The 14289-nt window shown below is 63.4% G+C and carries 25 protein-coding genes, 1 tRNA gene and 2 pseudogenes; 16 read left to right on the forward strand and 12 right to left on the reverse strand.

Translation table 11 applies throughout. The features are described from left to right. Positions 1-7: 7 nt before the first annotated feature. Entirely contained in the window at positions 8-232 is a 225-nt protein-coding gene (locus B5V02_RS07530) for a helix-turn-helix domain-containing protein (protein ID WP_208647050.1), read from the reverse strand. A 91-nt stretch (positions 233-323) separates the two neighbouring features. Between B5V02_RS07530 and B5V02_RS07535 the strand changes: the two genes are divergently transcribed. After that, the gene (locus B5V02_RS07535; protein WP_146606025.1) at positions 324-767 is read left to right on the forward strand and encodes a hypothetical protein; all 444 of its coding nucleotides are present in this window, start codon (positions 324-326) and stop codon (positions 765-767) included. Next, entirely contained in the window at positions 764-994 is a 231-nt protein-coding gene (locus B5V02_RS07540; protein WP_111543495.1) for a hypothetical protein, read from the forward strand. Before B5V02_RS07535 ends, B5V02_RS07540 begins: the two co-directional genes overlap by 4 nt. Before the next feature lie 191 nt (positions 995-1185). On the opposite strand, the gene B5V02_RS07545 is transcribed toward B5V02_RS07540, so the two are convergent. From B5V02_RS07545 to B5V02_RS07560, 4 genes are all read right to left on the reverse strand, one after another. Next, positions 1186-1518: a hypothetical protein gene (locus B5V02_RS07545; protein ID WP_111543496.1), complete on the reverse strand. Its 333-nt coding sequence runs from the start codon at positions 1516-1518 to the stop codon at positions 1186-1188. Between the two features lie 148 nt (positions 1519-1666). Continuing rightward, a tRNA-Gln gene (locus B5V02_RS07550) sits at positions 1667-1740 on the reverse strand. Between the two features lie 106 nt (positions 1741-1846). After that, entirely contained in the window at positions 1847-2137 is a 291-nt protein-coding gene (locus B5V02_RS07555; protein ID WP_111543497.1) for a hypothetical protein, read from the reverse strand. A 135-nt stretch (positions 2138-2272) separates the two neighbouring features. After that, positions 2273-2566, reverse strand: coding sequence for a hypothetical protein (locus tag B5V02_RS07560; RefSeq protein ID WP_111543498.1), 294 nt, complete (start codon positions 2564-2566; stop codon positions 2273-2275). Between the two features lie 108 nt (positions 2567-2674). On the opposite strand from B5V02_RS07560, the gene B5V02_RS40030 reads away from it, so the two are divergent. From B5V02_RS40030 to B5V02_RS07570, 3 genes are all read left to right on the forward strand, one after another. Beyond that, positions 2675-2878, forward strand: a complete 204-nt coding sequence (locus B5V02_RS40030) for a hypothetical protein (protein ID WP_146606026.1) — start codon at positions 2675-2677, stop codon at positions 2876-2878. A gap of 154 nt (positions 2879-3032) precedes the next feature. Further along, positions 3033-4109 (forward strand): sensor histidine kinase, encoded by a 1077-nt coding sequence (locus B5V02_RS07565; protein WP_111543499.1) that lies wholly within the window; start codon positions 3033-3035, stop codon positions 4107-4109. Between the two features lie 169 nt (positions 4110-4278). Then, positions 4279-4575, forward strand: a complete 297-nt coding sequence (locus B5V02_RS07570) for a hypothetical protein (RefSeq protein WP_111543500.1) — start codon at positions 4279-4281, stop codon at positions 4573-4575. A gap of 21 nt (positions 4576-4596) precedes the next feature. Here B5V02_RS07570 and B5V02_RS07575 read toward each other — a convergent pair whose 3' ends face one another. The 4 genes from B5V02_RS07575 to B5V02_RS07595 form a co-directional block, all read right to left on the reverse strand. Continuing rightward, the gene (locus B5V02_RS07575; protein ID WP_111543501.1) at positions 4597-4842 is read right to left on the reverse strand and encodes a DUF982 domain-containing protein; all 246 of its coding nucleotides are present in this window, start codon (positions 4840-4842) and stop codon (positions 4597-4599) included. A gap of 352 nt (positions 4843-5194) precedes the next feature. Next, positions 5195-5641: a GFA family protein gene (locus B5V02_RS07585; protein ID WP_111543817.1), complete on the reverse strand. Its 447-nt coding sequence runs from the start codon at positions 5639-5641 to the stop codon at positions 5195-5197. 142 nt (positions 5642-5783) lie between these two features. After that, on the reverse strand, positions 5784-5963 hold the full coding sequence (locus B5V02_RS07590; protein WP_111543502.1) for a DUF3606 domain-containing protein: 180 nt from the start codon (positions 5961-5963) through the stop codon (positions 5784-5786). Positions 5964-6129: 166 nt separating this feature from the next. After that, positions 6130-6498 carry a VOC family protein gene (locus tag B5V02_RS07595; protein ID WP_111543503.1) on the reverse strand — a complete coding sequence of 123 codons (369 nt, stop codon included), beginning with the start codon at positions 6496-6498 and terminating at the stop codon, positions 6130-6132. Between the two features lie 285 nt (positions 6499-6783). Here B5V02_RS07595 and B5V02_RS07600 point away from each other — a divergent pair, with 285 nt between their 5' ends. After that, entirely contained in the window at positions 6784-7242 is a 459-nt protein-coding gene (locus B5V02_RS07600) for a DoxX family protein (protein WP_111543504.1), read from the forward strand. Positions 7243-7254: 12 nt separating this feature from the next. Here B5V02_RS07600 and B5V02_RS07605 read toward each other — a convergent pair whose 3' ends face one another. Both B5V02_RS07605 and B5V02_RS07610 read right to left on the reverse strand, forming a co-directional pair. Further along, positions 7255-7560 (reverse strand): hypothetical protein, encoded by a 306-nt coding sequence (locus B5V02_RS07605; RefSeq protein WP_111543505.1) that lies wholly within the window; start codon positions 7558-7560, stop codon positions 7255-7257. A gap of 110 nt (positions 7561-7670) precedes the next feature. Beyond that, a complete protein-coding gene (locus B5V02_RS07610) occupies positions 7671-7940 on the reverse strand; it encodes a hypothetical protein (protein WP_111543506.1) in 270 nt (89 codons plus the stop codon). 630 nt (positions 7941-8570) lie between these two features. Here B5V02_RS07610 and B5V02_RS41460 point away from each other — a divergent pair. The 10 genes and pseudogenes from B5V02_RS41460 to B5V02_RS07660 all read left to right on the forward strand — a co-directional run bounded on the left by B5V02_RS41460 (position 8571) and on the right by B5V02_RS07660 (position 13458). Continuing rightward, positions 8571-9053: a hypothetical protein gene (locus tag B5V02_RS41460; RefSeq protein WP_245445762.1), complete on the forward strand. Its 483-nt coding sequence runs from the start codon at positions 8571-8573 to the stop codon at positions 9051-9053. Continuing rightward, positions 9046-9453 carry a hypothetical protein gene (locus B5V02_RS07620; protein WP_245445764.1) on the forward strand — a complete coding sequence of 136 codons (408 nt, stop codon included), beginning with the start codon at positions 9046-9048 and terminating at the stop codon, positions 9451-9453. The genes B5V02_RS41460 and B5V02_RS07620 overlap by 8 nt, the downstream gene beginning before the upstream one ends. After that, positions 9392-10087, forward strand: coding sequence for a terminase large subunit domain-containing protein (locus B5V02_RS07625; protein WP_245445766.1), 696 nt, complete (start codon positions 9392-9394; stop codon positions 10085-10087). Before B5V02_RS07620 ends, B5V02_RS07625 begins: the two co-directional genes overlap by 62 nt. Positions 10088-10323: 236 nt before the next feature. Continuing rightward, positions 10324-10989: pseudogene (locus tag B5V02_RS41075) on the forward strand (phage terminase large subunit family protein); the annotation flags it as partial. Positions 10990-11022: 33 nt separating this feature from the next. Then, positions 11023-11439 (forward strand): annotated as a pseudogene (locus B5V02_RS41080) (putative peptidoglycan-binding domain-containing protein); the annotation flags it as partial. Further along, positions 11439-11660 (forward strand): hypothetical protein, encoded by a 222-nt coding sequence (locus B5V02_RS07635; RefSeq protein WP_111543510.1) that lies wholly within the window; start codon positions 11439-11441, stop codon positions 11658-11660. The pseudogene B5V02_RS41080 and the gene B5V02_RS07635, both read left to right, overlap by 1 nt. Position 11661: 1 nt before the next feature. Next, positions 11662-11889, forward strand: a complete 228-nt coding sequence (locus B5V02_RS07640; protein WP_111543511.1) for a hypothetical protein — start codon at positions 11662-11664, stop codon at positions 11887-11889. Next, entirely contained in the window at positions 11874-12059 is a 186-nt protein-coding gene (locus B5V02_RS07645) for a hypothetical protein (RefSeq protein WP_111543512.1), read from the forward strand. The genes B5V02_RS07640 and B5V02_RS07645 overlap by 16 nt, the downstream gene beginning before the upstream one ends. Beyond that, on the forward strand, positions 12059-12382 hold the full coding sequence (locus tag B5V02_RS07650; protein ID WP_111543818.1) for a hypothetical protein: 324 nt from the start codon (positions 12059-12061) through the stop codon (positions 12380-12382). Before B5V02_RS07645 ends, B5V02_RS07650 begins: the two co-directional genes overlap by 1 nt. 602 nt (positions 12383-12984) lie before the next feature. Beyond that, positions 12985-13458, forward strand: a complete 474-nt coding sequence (locus B5V02_RS07660; protein ID WP_111543514.1) for a hypothetical protein — start codon at positions 12985-12987, stop codon at positions 13456-13458. Between the two features lie 74 nt (positions 13459-13532). Here the strand turns inward: B5V02_RS07660 and B5V02_RS07665 are convergent, their stop codons facing one another. Next, complete coding sequence (locus tag B5V02_RS07665) at positions 13533-14240, reverse strand: hypothetical protein (RefSeq protein ID WP_111543515.1); 708 nt, start codon at positions 14238-14240, stop codon at positions 13533-13535. Between the last annotated feature and the right edge of the window lie 49 nt (positions 14241-14289).

Consider the following 14289-nt stretch of genomic DNA (forward strand, 5'->3'; position numbering starts at 1 on the left):
GCCAGGGTCATCGCTTCCGCAGTCTCACCCCGGCTCCACCGCCGTTCTCTGGAATGAACTCGACACCGGCCGTTTCTAGGGCACGCTGGACCGCTTCAACCGTGCTTTCACGCATTGCCTCGCCACGCTCAAGGCGAGCAATTGTGTTGGGCGACACGTCGGCTTTCAGGGCTAATTCTCTCACGCCGAGGCCAATTGCCGCCCTCGCCATTTTGCACTGCGCAGCGTTCATTTAGTAACCCTGTTACTTTTTGGCTTGATTTGAAGCGGATCGTTTCGCTATAGTAACCCTGTTACTAAACATGCTCAAGGAGCAAATCACCATGCCGAGCACCCGTGTTCCGGCGGCCGGCGAAGCTGTGCCTGCCACCGAGGTAATGCCCATCCTGGGGAGATTTTCCCGCCGCGCCCTGCTTGGCGTCATTGCATCTGTCCCGACCCTAATGGCGGCTACAGCGGCTTCCGGCTCTACCACACCGGAAACCATCGACGACCCGCTTCTCGATGCCGTCCGTGCTTTCCGCGCTGGCATGGCCGACTACAACGTCAACTCGCCAGACGATGACGATGAGGCCGTCGCCTATATCGAAGTGAGCTACGGGCCACCGATGGAGGTTCTGGAGGAATGGGAGCAGCCAGCAAAGACGCACGCGGGCGCCCTGGAAGCGCTCAGACTGGTCGCCGAAGAGAATAGCGCATACGAGGCGAGCCCCCTCGTCGGCCCGCTGCTTGCCGCTGCCATTGCCTATTTCGAGGTGCAGTCATGAAGGACTCGTTCTGGTGCGGACCTATGAAAGGCAGGGTAGCTCATTACTTGGATACCGCCGAGCGTCTGGAAAAGATCATCCCGACGGTCGATCCGGCCAACGGGGATATGATCATCGTGTATATCACTGAGGCCTCCAGCGGCGGGCGCTCGTTCCGCATGTCGCCAGAGATGGGTGCGGACTTCCGCTGCTTATTCGACACGCTGATCCGCGCGAAGGCGAACTGAAATCCGAAACCGTTTCGGATTTGGCCCGCTGCCTCTGGTGGCGGGCTTTCCTTATCTTGTGGCAGAAAAGTCACGCTGCTTGAATATGCAGAGCTTCAACCTGCGCGAGCTTATTATCGAGCTAAGCGGGGCGTACCGTTATTCACGGGCAAAGGGGAGCCCGTCCTCCCGAACTAGCGCCCGCTGCCCTCTCAGGTGGCGGGCTTTTTCAATTGCCCATCGTCGGCTTCTTTGAAGCCGCAGATCTTGCAATGGTAAGCATGGTCTGGCTCCTCCACGAAAAGGAGCCACTTGATAGCGCCGCGTTCCTGCCAACAGATTGGGCAGGAGTAATCGCTTCCGTACTTCGGCTTGTAAATTTTTAGGCGCTCGGCAGCCATATCTGACGCCTTGAGATGCTCGGACAACTCAGCCAGACTTTTGTAGGTTTCCGCGATTTGGTTTCGCAGTGTTTCTCCGTCCTCGGCTTGGGCGAGCGCTCTTTCCTTCGCGCGAACAACGAGTTTCGCAGCAAACCCTTGCATAGCAACACCTCGCGTCCGTGTCGGACCTGCCGATAGTCGCAGGAACTCCTGCGAACGCAACGGTTGCCGTTCGCCCAAATTCGCGGGGGTTTATTCGATCAATATTCGACGGAATTTGACAGAGCGCAGTTAAGCCATTGAATTTATTTGGTTCCCGCTCATGGGCTCGAACCACGATTCACGCCTTCAAAGGGCGCTGTCCTACCATTAGACGAAGCGGGATAATGCAACCTGCGCCGACACCCCTAGCCGGTTCGCGCGCCGGGATCAACGCGATCCTCCTGCGATCGGCAACTGGCGATCGGCAATTGGCGGGAAGCCGTCGCCGTCAGGGGATACGGCCAACCGGCTCGTCGCACTTGTAGACCGGGCAGCGGCCGTCACGGGTCGGGACATAGGCCGACATCGGCACGTCGGGCCAGTCGCATTCGTTGCCGAATTGCCTGACATAGCGGTCATAGGTGTTGGGGCCGGTGGTCAGCACCACGGCGCGGCGGCTCTGGATCAGTTGCTGGAGCTGCTGGCAGCTCATCGTGCGGGTGTCGGGCCGGGCCTCAGTGAGGCCGGTCGCGGCAAGCAGCATCGCTGCTGTCGTCAAAGCAGTTCGGTGGATGCGCATGGCGGTTACCTCAGCGTTTCAAGTACCAAGCAAACGTGTCACGCGAAACTCGCACCCCGGCCGGCGGTTCCGCAACGGCGCGATCCTCCCGCGTTCGGCAACTGGCGATCGCCAATTGGCGGCAAGCCGTCGCCGTCAACCCGGGAGATCGCCGATCGGCTGGTCGCAGCGGTAGACCGGGCAGTGGCCGTCACGGGTCGGAACATAGGCCGACATCGGCACCTCCGGCCAGTCGCATTCGTTGCCGAATTGCCTGACATAGCGGTCATAGGTATTGGGGCCGGTGGTCAGCACCACGGCGCGGTGGCTCTGGATCAGCTGCCGAAGCTCCTGGCAACTCATCGTGCGGGTGTCTGGCCGGGCCTCTGTGAGGGTGGTCGCGGCAAGCAGGATCGCTGCTGTCGTCAAAGCAGTTCGGCGGATGGGCATGGCGGTTCCTCGGGCGTTTCACGTAGCAAGCAAGGTGTCACGCGAAACTCGCATCCCGGCCAGCGGTTCCGCAACAGCCAGTTGGCGGTCTTCTTGCGGTGCAACCAAATGGCGCGTCACGCATTGCAGGGGATGGACGGCAGGAAGCCCTACGAGACACCGCAATGGCCACCCGGAGACAAGGATCGCGAAGCCATGTGCTGTTCCTTCTGCGGCGGCCGCGACCACCGCTACGAGGATTGTCCGCAACGAGATCCCGAGGCCGATCTTCCGCCTGACGCCCCGGACGACGTCACCCCCAAACAGACCTGATTGCGAAGCCGGGTCCGGGCTCTTCGGCGGTTTTCTCCGGCGGCCATGGATTGTCGTGCGCCGATTGCAACCAAACGCGCCACCACGCATTGCTGGGCAGGGGTGGAATTTGTCACGCGGGCCGTAAGGGCGACGTGACGGGGAAGGTGGGGCAATGGTGGAATTGGCAAGCATCGATGGTCTGATCGACACAACCGCCGACGCACGATTGGCGGCGATCGTCGATTCATCCTTCGACGCCATCATCAGCAAGGATCTGAACAGCGTCATCACCAGTTGGAACGGAGGGGCGCAGCGCATGTTCGGCTACACTGCCGAGGAGGCTGTCGGCCAATCGGTGCTGATGCTCATTCCCGATCACCTGAAGGATGAAGAGGCCGACATCATCGGCCGGGTTCGCAATGGCGAACTCGTGGCCAGCTACGAGACGATCCGGCGCCGCAAGGATGGCGGGATCATTACCGTATCGCTGACCGTCTCGCCGATCAGAAACGCAACGGGCGAGATCATCGGCGCTTCGAAGATCGCCCGCGATATCACCGCGACCAAGGAGAGCGAGCGCCGGATCAGGCTTTTGTTGCGGGAGGTGAACCATCGTGTCAAGAACCAGTTCGCGGTGATCCTCTCGATGGTCAGGGAGACAATCAAGCGCTCGACCGATCCCGGCGAATTCGAAGAGCTCATCCGCTCCCGCATCATGGCGCTGTCGCGGTCGCACGACCTGCTGGTGAACTCGGAATGGGCGGGCGCCAGCCTCTTCGACCTCATCCAGGAGCAGCTCAAGCCGTTCAGCCACGAGGAGCAGGTATCGCTCTCCGGACCGTTGCTGACCTTGCAGCCCAACGCCGTACAAAATCTCGGCATGGCATTTCATGAGCTCGGCACCAACTCTTCCAAATATGGCGCGCTGGCGAGCGATGCCGGGCGGCTCGAGATCACCTGGCAGATCGCCACCGGTGTTTCGGGCAAGCGGGAGATCCATCTGGTCTGGGACGAGACGATGCCGGTGCAAGCAGGCAACCGACCAGGGGGACGGCAAGACGAAAGCACGCGCAAGGGGTTCGGCACCGTCGTCCTGCAGCGGGTCGCACCGCAATCGCTGAACGGCTCGGCCGTCCTGGAGCGCAGCCCGGGCCATGTCAGCTGGTCGCTGACGGCGCCGCTGGAATCGATCATCGTTCCGCAGCTCGGCGCCGAAATGCCTGCCGCGGAGTCGTCTTTCGGCCCGTGAGGGTCCGGCGCGGTCATTTCACCTACGGGCAAGAACCTTCGGGCGCTGCATCGGGCTTGAACCAGCCCGGCTTCGCTGGCGGAAGCGGCCAACCTTTTTCATCGACAGGCGTTGTCCCTGTGAAGGGAAAGGTCGCCGCAGGCGGCCGTGAAAGGAAAAGGAGGCCGAGATGAGAACCCTCGCCATCGTGCCATTCAGCCTGATACTGGCGCTAGCAGCGCCGGCCGCGGCACAGACGGACCAGTTGCAGGAGGCGCCGCAGACCGACAAATGCCGGGTCCAGACGGAGCAAGGCGCTAAACAGCAGCCTGCCAGCGACAATCTGACGGACACGCTCAATGACTGCGGCGGCGTGCTGAAACCGCCCGCCATCGGCGATCAGGGGATGGCCACGCCGGCCCCGGATGAAGGCAAGACACCGGTCATCAAGCCGGGCGAATTGCCGGCCCAGCCGCCGGCGCAGTAGAAGGCGCGGCAGCCGAAACGACTAGCGAACCAGCACGCCGGCATGGTTGCACAGGGCGGCGAACGCTTCCTGTGCCCGGGAGGCACCAGCCTTGTTTTCGAGCGCGGCTTCGACCTGCTCGCGCGCGGTCTGATAGAACGGGCCGCGCTCGGCCTGCGGCCAGTCGATCAGGATTTCGCTGGCATCCTTCAGCGTGGTGATGTCGCGGATCGTGTCCGAGCCATGCGGCCTGATCCGCATCGGCGTCGACAGCATCAGCTCGGTCATCTCCTGTTTTCCCAATAGTGGAGGAGGTTTGCTTCGCGCGCGGCGTCGATCATCGCCCGCATTGCCTTTTCCGGCGGCGGCGCAACGCCGCTCGGTAGCATTGGCCCCGGCCCGCCGGCCAGTCGCCGAGACATTCCAGGCTCTCCCAGGCACTGCACACCACGCGCTCACGCCCGGGGGTAAATTTCAGTCTGATCGGATGGGGAAACATCTTGTCATTCAACGGTCGTCTCCAAGGCACTGCATGTCGCCCAAAAATGCGCAGCGGTTTTGGGACAACGGCATGCGCAACAAACGCGGCGTTGGATAACGTCAGCAACAGGGCAGGGTTCCCCACCCTTGAGATCAAATTTCAGTCGCCTGCGACGACGTCCGACAACGGCCTCGGCGCCGGCAATTCGGCGGTGTTCGTCGTTGGCCGGTCATGCTCGAACTGCTCGGTGTCAGGCAAGGCATGCAGCCAGGTCTCGCGCCGGCTGATCCACAACTCATATTCGGGTACGAGATCATCGGTCGGCGCGACATCGAGGCTGCCGATCGTCACCTCAACCTCGTCGTCGCCGACGAAAGCGACACGGCCGCCGCAGGTCGGGCAAAAGCTGCGCGTGCCATAGGTGCTGACGATGCCTGTCGACTCGAAGGCCTCGCGCGGCCAGATGGCATAGGCCGAATAGACCGAGCCGCTGGCCTTGCGGCAGTCCTTGCAGTGGCAGAGCCCGATTCTGAGCGGCGCGCCGCTGACCGAGAACTGCACGCCGCCGCACAGGCAACTGCCGGTTCTGCGTATGGTGTCGGACATGATGCGACCCTCCATCTTGTCAGTCTGTGGCATGAACCAAAGGCATCAGCCTGGCGCTGCGGGCCGGGCGGGACAGATGCTTGTCTGAAACAGAGCCGCATCGGCTCGTCCGGGAGCCCCATCCCGATCCCATCGAATGGACCTAGCCGCGGGCCGCCATATAGGCATCGAGCTTCTTGCGCGATGGTCCATAGCGCTTGATGATGGTCTGCGCCTCGCTTGGCGGAAGGCCGTATTTCCGGGCAAAGGCAGCGACCTCGTAAGGCTCCTCGCTCGAAACCAGCTTGCGGTCCTGCTTTGTCTTCGACTTGTCGTCAGCCATCTCAGGCCTCGCTTTCTGTTGCCGGGGAAACGCGCGGCGCCCGATTCCACGATCAACAGGACATAACACAGATCGGCGTCGCGGGTTCCATAGCCACGACAATAACGCCGTGCCCGGCCCGCGCCGGCGCATCATCGCGTTCGAAAATCGATGCCGATTTTCGGGGTCATGCGCGAGGTTCAAAGAGCTCGACCACATTGCCGGACGGGTCTTCGCAAAGAATCTGCCGCCCGCCCGGGCCTTCTACGATCTCGTTGCGAAACGACACGCCGCCCTCGCGCATTGCTGCAGCCAGTGCCGGAAGATCCCTGACTTCCAGGACAATGCGGTTCCACCCGCCTGGCTCCGGGGTCCGGCCATCCGGCATTGGTCTCGCGGCAGAAGCCATTGGACCCGCCAGCCAAAGTGTGAGGTCGCCGCGCGTCAGGATTGCCATCGCCGGGCCGAATTGCTGCTGCAAGGCGAAGCCCAGATGCTTCGTATAGAACGCGATCGACAGATCGACATCGCTGACGAGATACCGGAATGACGCCATCCGCAGGCTCCTCACTCTCCATCAAGCACCGCCGGCGAGAGAAATAGCCGCCGGGACAGGCCGCGGCAAGGTCCGGGCGCTGTCGTTCGGTTCACGAGGTGGCGACGACGTCGCGCTGCCGATGTTCGTCCAGCGGGACTTGACCAGCCATCCGGAGGCGTCTTTGGAAAACCGGCTCTTGCAGGGCTTGCCGCCATCCGTGCAAAAACTTTCGCGACCGATGTCGGACCTGGCGCTGGTCGCGCGTCCTTGGGTCGGAGCCCATTGCAATCCTGGAGAACAAGCATGTCGTCGCAAATCACTCAGTCGCAAATCACTCAATCGCAAATCACTCAATCGCCGTGGCAGACCGCGGCCCTTCTCATCGCCCGCCTGATCTTTGCCGCCGTGTTCCTGATGGCCGTGACCTTCAAGTTCATGGGCATGGGCGACACTGCCGGCTACATCGCCGCCGCCGGCTTTCCGTTTCCGCTGTTCCTGGCCTGGTGCGCGGCGCTCCTGGAAGCCGCCCTTGTGCTGTGCTTCCTGACCGGTGCGTTCTTCACGCCGGCAGCCCTGGTCGCCGCCGCCTACGTGCTGTTCCTCGGCATCTCCTTCCACGGACCCAGCCACTGGGCCGGCAACCAGGCCGAGTTCGGCTTCTTCATCGACCATTTTTCGTTCATGGCCGGACTGCTGTTCGCGGCCGTGCATGGCCCGGGTCGGGTGCTTTCGCTGAACCTGGGATGGCCGGGCAGGGCGTAGCAGGGGCTGGCCTCACATCTGGTCGTTGTAGGGCTCCTTGATCTGGCCGACCATGCGGGCGAGTTTTGAAAAGGAGGGCATGTCCGCCTCCGGCTGGCACTGATTGGCGAGTTCCAGCAGCCTTATTGGAAAGCTGACGGCGTCACGGCTTGACGCGGACATGCCTTCGGATCGCTCCTGGCTGGTTTCGCCGGCCTCGACCTTGCGCAAGGCCAGGTCTATTTCCTCCGCCGTCAGCACCCCCTTTTTAACCAGGAGGTGGTTGATCGATGCGACGGCCATCAGCAGGCCTTCGAGTTGCAGGTTGGCGACGTTCATGGCGATTTGCTCCCGTGGCTATGGTCGAAAACGCGCGAGCGGCGTTTCCGCTCCGGAGGGCGGCGTGGAACCGGTTTCGGCTGGTATGGCCGGACAGGGGACAAGATGGCCTATTCCTCGCTCCAGCGCTCGCCATATTCGCGCCACAGCGCCTTCACCTCCAGACCGCCGAGGCGCGGGATCGAGGGATCGCCTGAGATGATGGCGACGGCGCTGATATCGTATTGGGGAAAAGCGTGGGCGACGAAGCGGATCGCTTCGCCCAGCGAGCGCACGCGGACGATCGGATCGGCCTGGCCCTGGCCGGTGCTGCGCACACCGGAAACCGAGGCTGGAGCATGCCGCATCCTGAACACGGATGCCATGGCTGGTCTGTCCATCGTCCTCTCCCACAAAGGCCGTGACGGGAATCATTCCATGAGCTTCAGCTAACGGTCTCACAGATGCCGGCTAATGGCCAGCCGGCACGAAGAGTCCGATCCTTGGCGTCCGCCGATCGGGTTGTCCGGTGAGGGCAATTGTGCTATTCATTTGGCCATGGTGCTGATTTGCGCCAATGACCTCCAGGCCCGCCGCGCAGGCGGGTTTTTTTGTTTTCCTGCACCCCTTCAGCGATGCCGATCACTTCTTCGGCCGTGGTGCCGAAAAGGCGGGATAGGAATTTTTTCTCAGAAAAGCATTGACCAGGTGAGGGCAGCTATGCTACATATTTGTCCATGGTGCTGATTTGCGCCAACGACCCGCCGCCGAGGCGGGTTTTTTGTTTTTGGCTCAATCAGACGTGTTGGCGGGACAGCGCCCCCCCTCTGTCCTGCCGGACATCTCCCCCACGAGGGGGGAGATTGGCTGTCATCCCCGCTTTCGCCAATCGCCTACGCCGCAAGGATGGCGAGGCGTCGAAGCTGCCAATCTCCCCCCAAGTGGGGGAGATGTCCGGCAGGACAGAGGGGGGCGTGACGGAACACCATCGTTCGGCCCTGACGACCCATTCGCAACCCGCGAGAAATCCCATGGTCCGCTACGCCACCATCATCACCGACGATGACGGCCGCGAGGTCGTCAGCGCCATTGGCGAATTCGAGGGTGCCGCGCCGCAGCCACGTCTGGGCCGTGTCGAGCAGGTCGTACCCGGCGTGCTGATCGGCATGCTGCGCGGCGGTCCGGTCGATGCGGTCGGCGGTTTTGGTTTTGCCCAGGGATCGCTGGGTAGCAGCGACAGGGCGATAGGGGCGGCACGGCTGATGAGCCGGTTGCGCCTTGCCGGCCAATCCGATGCGGCGGCTTCCGGCGCGGGGCGCTCCGAAGCGGCAAGACCGGCCGGCGCAACGGACGCGAAGCTCTCGGCAAAGCCGGCGCGGGCGGCCAGCAAACCGCGCAAGCGCGCCGCCCGATTGAAATCCAAGGCGGCGAAATCCGCCCGCTCGAAATCAAGGATGGCGAAACCCAGAACGGCCAAATCCGCAGCGAAACCAGCGGAGGCCGGGCATGGTTGACAAGCCGCCGGCCAGGCCGGTCCGCCCATCGCGGAAAAGCCGGACGGCGACGCCCGCCGCCAGCGCGGTCGCAGTGCGGAAGTCGCGCCCGAAGCGCGCGAGAAAGACACTGGGCGATGATTTCCTGGCCGCCGTGCGCGCTGATTTCCGCGCCCATGGCGCCGGCGTCATCGCCGAGGTGCGTGCCGACAAGCCCGACCAGTATCTGAAGATCGTGCTTTCGGTGCTGCCCAAGGATCTGCATGTTTCGATCAACCAACTGGACGCGCTGAGCGATGACGAAATCCGCAGCCGCATCCGCGGCCTCGAAGCCGTCCTCAAGCCGTTCCTTGAAGACCTTGGCGGCGAAGACGGAATATCTGGCGCTGCTGGCGGAGTTGGACCGCAGGCGCCGCACTAACCAGCTCGCCGCCTACCGGCCCTATACCAGGCAAGCCGAATTCCATGCCGCGGGCGCGCAAAACCGCGAACGGCTGTTCATGGCCGGCAACCAGCTCGGCAAGACCAGGGCCGGCGGTGCCGAATGGGCGATGCACCTGACCGGCCGCTATCCCTCGTGGTGGCAAGGCAAGGTCTTTGACAGCGCGGTTCGGCTGTGGGCGGCAGGCGTCACCGGCGAAGGCACGCGCGACAACCCGCAGCGCGTGCTGGTCGGCCCGCCGCAGCAGCAGGCGGCCTGGGGCACCGGCATGATCCCCGCCGACGCTATTCGGCAGACCACCATGGGACGCGGCGCACCGGGTGCGCTCGACAGCGTCGTGGTGCGCTGGGGCGGCGGCGGCGACGTGCAGGCCGATGAATCGGTGCTGTCGTTCAAGAGTTTCGAGAAGGGCCGCGAGAAATGGCAGGGCGAGACGCTGCACGGCGTCTGGTTCGACGAGGAACCGCCGCTCGACATCTATTCCGAAGGCCTGACCCGCACCAATGCGACAGGCGGCATCACCATCGTCACCTTCACGCCGCTGCTCGGCATGTCGGATGTGGTGCTGTTGTTCTTGTCGGCGGAGGAAGTGGGAGGAATGGGGAAGGGGTGACGCCTCAGGACTTGGGTTCCTCGCCCCCGTGAAGCGGGGGAGAGGTGGCCGCGAAACGGCCGGAGAGGGGGCTTTCGTAGGGCGCCGGCCTGACAAGGTGAGGTTCGCTTGTCTGGCACCGTCGCGGCTTTGCCGCGCCACCTTGCCGGGGCGAGCCACGGGTCTCGCCCGTCCTTCGGACCCCCCACCTCAGTGGGGGCGAGGAACCCAGGTCTTGCGAGGGCAAACCCTTGACCCGTCACGTCACCTTCATGACCATCGACGATGCCGAGCACTACACCCCCCAGGAGCGCGCCGCGATCGTTGCCGCCTATCCGGCGCATGAGCGCGAGGCCCGTGCGCGCGGCATTCCGGTGCTGGGGTCCGGCCGCATCTTTCCGGTGGCGGAGGAACTGATTGCCTGCGAGCCGTTCCGGCTGCCGCGCTACTGGCCGCGCATCGGTGCGCTGGATTTCGGCTGGGACCATCCGTCGGCCGCGGTCGAACTCGCCTGGGATACCGAGGCCGACGTCGTCTATGTCGCAAAGGCCTGCCGCGCGTCGCAGCAGACGCCGGCGATGCAGACGCTGACCCTGAAACCGTGGGGCGAATGGCTGCCCTGGGCGTGGCCGCGCGACGGCCGCCGCGAGACGCTGGAAGGGGCGGGCGTGGCGCTCGCCCGGCAATATTCGGCGCACGGGCTGAACATGCTGACCCGCCATGCGCAATTCCCCGACGGTTCGGTTTCGGTCGAGGCCGGGCTGATGGAGATGCTGGACCGCATGCAATCCGGCCGCTTCAAGGTTTTCTCGACGCTTGCCCCCTGGTTCGAGGAGTTCCGGCTCTACCGCCGCTTCTACTGGGACGCGGTGCTCGGCGCCGAGCTGCCCGACGGCGTCGACCATGCTGTGTTCGATTTCGCCGTGAACAGCGGGCCTGGCCGGGCGGCGAAAACCCTGCAGGCGGCCCTGGGCGTTGCCCAGGATGGCCGGATCGGGCCGGCGACCCTCGCGGCGGCCAGGGCAAAGCCGGCCGATGTCACCATCGATGCGCTCTGCGATGCGCGGCTGGCGTTTCTCAAACGGCTGCCGACATGGGCAACATTCGGGCGCGGCTGGTCCGATCGTGTCAAATCGGTGCGGGTTCAAGCCTTGCTGATGTCGGCGCAACCAGCGGCGCCGGTGGCCGCGCCGGCGCCTGTGCCGGCTGCGCCATCGCCCGGCGTCGAAAAGCCGGCTGGCGGGGTGCCGGCGGCCCAGCCTGTGCCGCCGGTCGGCAAGACTGCCGCCGCGGCCGGCATCCTCGTCCTCATCGCTGGAGCGCTCGCGGCCTTCCGGCATCACGTCAGCGATCTTTTCGGGAGCCTCTTCTGATGAAATGGGTCAACACCAACGCGCTGCACAATCTCCTCAACACGCTGATCGCGATCATCTGCGGCGGCGCCCTGGTCGGCTTCGACTGGACGATGTTCGGCGTCACCGATCGCACCGCGCTGCAGATCAGCGGGGCCATCGCCCTTGCCAAGATCATCGTCAACGCGGTGCGTGACGGTCCGCGCGGCATGGTCGCGCCGCCGCCGGCCGAGGAGAAATGAGATGGGAGCGCTCGCCCTGCTTGGCCAGTTCTGGCCGTATCTGCTTGCAACGGGTGCCGCGCTCGCCGGTCTGTGGACGGCCTATGCCAAGGGCAAGGCTGGCCAGAAGGCAAGGCAGGAAGCCGTCGACGCCGCGGCGCGCAGCGAAGCCCGGAAGATCGACGACGCTGTCGCCGGCCGGGCGCCTGATAAAAACAGGGGGAGGCTGGCCAAATGGTCAAGATCATAGCGCTTTCGCTGATGCTGGCTGGCTGCACCGCCGCCGGCGGGCCGTACTGCGCGGTCGAACATCCCATCCGGCCGACAAAGGCAGAGGTGGCGACCCTTTCCGACGCGTCGGTGGCGGCGATCCTGGCGCACAATGAAAAGGGCCAGACGATTTGTGGATGGAGGCCGTGATGCACGACCTTTTCGACCTGCTCGGCATCAAGGGACCGGTCGTCGCCGCCGGCCTTGCCGGCGGCGTCCTGCGGGCGCTGTCGCGGCATCGCTACAAGCTGCGCGAAATGGTGGCCTCGCCGATCTGCGGCGCGCTAGCCGCGGCCTACCTGACGCTGCCGGTGGTGTCCTACGCCAGGATCACCGGCCTGCCGATGCCGGATCCGGCCGACGACACCACCACGCTGGCCGCTGCCTTCCTGATCGGCGTCTCGGCGATGTGGATCTCGGATATCCTGTTCGAATTTGTGGTGCGCAGGTTCAAGCCGTCGCCGGAAGAGTGAACCCTGCCAGCCGCAACCATCCTCTCCGCCGCTCGTTGACGTTGGTCTGGGTTGATCCCTGGCAGCACCCCAGAACATGCCCGCTGCCTATGGTGGCGGGCTTGTGTTTGTCGGTTTCGTGCCAATATTCGTGCCAAGGAACTGTCGTAATCGTACAGTTTACACGCCAAGTAAATTGTGCAGCTCAGCTCAAAAGAGGATATTGCTTGTCTGATATGTCATAGTTAATAGACGGCACCTTGTTTAAGTGCTTGCATAAAATTGTCATCGGCTATTGCGCGGGCGCTGGTGCTTGAGAGCGCATAACATTCTCCCGCCCCAGCGGGAGCTATGCAGTGACAGTCAGCCAGCCCATATGTTTTCCGGAATCCCCATCGAGAGAAGTGATGGCACTATCTCGACTCTTTGTACACTTCCCCAGATGGCCGACGCTTTGGCAGACGACTGGCCATCCGATGGCCCAATGTTTTTAGCAGCACTTGCTGCCCTGGTTGGGGAAAGGGTGGGATGTTGCAGCACAAGGGACGTCCACCGAGCCTTCACTGCCGCGGCGGTTGAAGCCGATTGTCTTCCCGACAGCTACATGAGGAAGTGAGCGCGAAATGCCTCTCACCCTGCGGACGACACTTTGCGAAACGAGAGATGCGTTGCACGTGCTGCGAAGGGCTCTGTTTGTCCGCGGGCATATCGAAGCCATGGAGGAGATCGATTCCCTCATAGGCGTCGCGGAAGACAAGGCAGTCCACGCGATCGGCGACATTGACCGGGCCGCGTTTCGAAAACCCATTCTCGTGGTGGTGGCGAACCCCGCGATGCCCGAAGCTATCGTTTTCCCCGTCGCCCTGACTACAAAGCTTGGCGAGCTTCGCGAACAAGGCATGGGCCTCAGCGTATATTGCGGCAATCCGCGCTGTGGTCATTTGCGTTCGCTTGATCTCGATGCCCTGATCGAAATCTACGGTACCCACTATGATTTCGTCACCGAAAGGCGGCTAGCGTCGAAGCTGGTATGCAAACGGTGCCAAAATGTCGGGGGGAGGCTGGTCGTGGTCTCCGACAAAAGGCCCCGGTATTGAAGTCCTGGTCGCCGGCAGACGCAGAATAGCCCGCTCCGGTTCGCCGGGCGGACTATTTTACGTTTCCGGCGCGATCAAGCCAGGATGTTGACGGCGCGTGCCGCGACCAGCGCGATGGTCAGCAGCGAGATCATGGCCTCGGCCATCATCAGCAGCTTGGCGCGTTGGCTGAGTGGCAGCGTGTCGGTCGGAGAGAAAGCTGTCGCATTGGTGAAGGCGAGGAAGAAATAGTCGACGAAGCCGGGCAGCCAATTCTTGAGTTCACGGTCGTTCAGCGTCATTTGCGCGAACAGGAAATCGGCCTTCGCGAGCTTGACGAGGCCGCAGGTCGGCGGCCCGCCCCGGTCGGTGCTCCAAAACCACAGGGCGAAGACGATGACGTTGGTCACCCAGATGTTGAGCGCGTCGATCAACAGCGTCGTGCCGCTGTTGCCGGCATGGCCCTCCAGCAAGGCGCGCACCAGCAAGACCAGAGAGCCGCAATTCATGACGCTGATGATGGCGGTCATAGTCAGGGCCGTTCTGCGGATCATGACGCGAAACTGACCGATCGCATGCCATTCGTGATCCTCGACCGCCTTTCTGGTGGCGGCCTGTGTCCAGGCCGTGGCCACCGACAGGGGCAGCAGCAGGGCGGCCTCCAGTCCCGGCGCCAGCCAGCGCGGCCCGAATGAGAGGTTGTTGATGACCAGCAGCTGCAGGCAGATGATGACGAGGACGGCCGCACGCGCCATCCAGAAGTCGAGCGCACGGTAGTGGATGACGGCATGCTGGTGGCGCATTGGGACCCGGATTTTCAGACAGGGTCAGACGTGCAGCGCTGCCCTGCCT

Source organism: Mesorhizobium kowhaii, assembly GCF_003253745.1.
Classification (GTDB): Bacteria; Pseudomonadota; Alphaproteobacteria; order Rhizobiales; family Rhizobiaceae; genus Mesorhizobium; species Mesorhizobium kowhaii.